General features: G+C 61.7%; 1 protein-coding gene. It reads left to right on the top strand.

Going from position 1 to position 1266, the window contains the following annotated elements; genetic code table 11:
* Positions 1 to 81 precede the first annotated feature (81 nt).
* Positions 82 to 1266 (top strand): integrase core domain-containing protein (locus IVA78_RS28660; protein WP_247468898.1); only part of this gene is annotated, 1185 nt, incomplete at its 3' end.

Below are 1266 nucleotides of genomic sequence, written 5' to 3'. Positions count from 1 at the left end.
GGTCCAAACCGGCTACATGGGTAACAGACTAGACCGGCGACATGGGTAACAGGTCAACTATTCGGCAAGGAGGGCTTGCCGATGGCTTGGAAGGAGACCTGTGCCGTGAGTGAGCGGATGGAGTTTGTGGTGGCGGTTCGAAAGGGCGAGGAAGCATTTGCAATGATCTGCCGGCGGTTCGGCGTGAGCCGCCGGATTGGCTACAAATGGCTTACGCGTTTCGAGACGGAAGGACCTGCGGGCCTGGAAGATCGCTCACGAGCTCCACGGCACCACCCGCAATCGATTGCAGGCGACATTGCTGAGCGATGCCTTGCAGTGCGGCGTGCGCATCCGACTTGGGGTCCTTTGAAGGTGCGGGCCTATCTGGAACGGGCCGCGCCGAAGACGGACTGGCCGGCGGCGAGCACGATCGGAGAGCTGTTCGACCGAGAGGGGCTGACGGTCAAGCGTCGACTGCGACGGCGTGGACCGCTGTCGAGCGCGCCTTTTGCCGATTGCCAGGAGGCCAACGATATCTGGTGCATCGACTTCAAGGGCTGGTTCTTGACCGGTGACGGCAAGCGATGCGAACCACTGACGATCACCGATGCATACAGTCGCTATCTTCTGCGCTGCCAGGCGCTTCCCCGAACGGACACCGAGCATGTCTGGCCTGTGCTCGATGCGGCCTTCCGCGAGTTCGGCCTTCCCCACTACCTGCGATCGGACAATGGCTCTCCGTTTGCCTCGGTCGGCGCTGGCGGATTGTCGAGAATGTCGGTCAACCTGATCAAGGCTGGGGTGATACCGGAACGCATTACTCCCGGGAAGCCGCAGCAGAACGGCCGTCACGAGCGCATGCATCTTACCCTGTTGCAGGACGCGGCAAGTCCACCGGCGCGCAGCCTGCGTGAGCAGATCAAGCAACTGCGCCAGTTCCAGCACACCTATAACCACGAACGCCCACACGAGTCTCTCGACAACGCTACACCTGCGGATCGCTACAAAGCGTCACCGCGTCGCTTCGATGGGATCCTACGCTCCCCCGAGTATGGCGATCAGGACATTCGCTGGGTCCGACGCAACGGAGAGATCAAGCTCGATGGCAAGTTCGTCTACATCAGCGCGGCATTGTCCGGCGAGCCCGTAGGCTTGGTGGCGTCCGAGGATGGCCAAACGGTCACCTACGGCCCGGTCACGCTCGGCACCATTGCTTATCGGGCGGATCAATTAAGAACGCCAAAGCGCTGTGGACCTTGGGGACAACGCTGCGCGTTGCCCCCA

The sequence above is a fragment of the Bradyrhizobium sp. 137 genome (genome assembly GCF_023074095.1).
GTDB lineage: Bacteria > Pseudomonadota > Alphaproteobacteria > Rhizobiales > Xanthobacteraceae > Bradyrhizobium.
The sequence above is the reverse complement of the archived record's forward strand: the minus strand, read 5'-3'. Positions and strand labels throughout refer to the sequence as shown.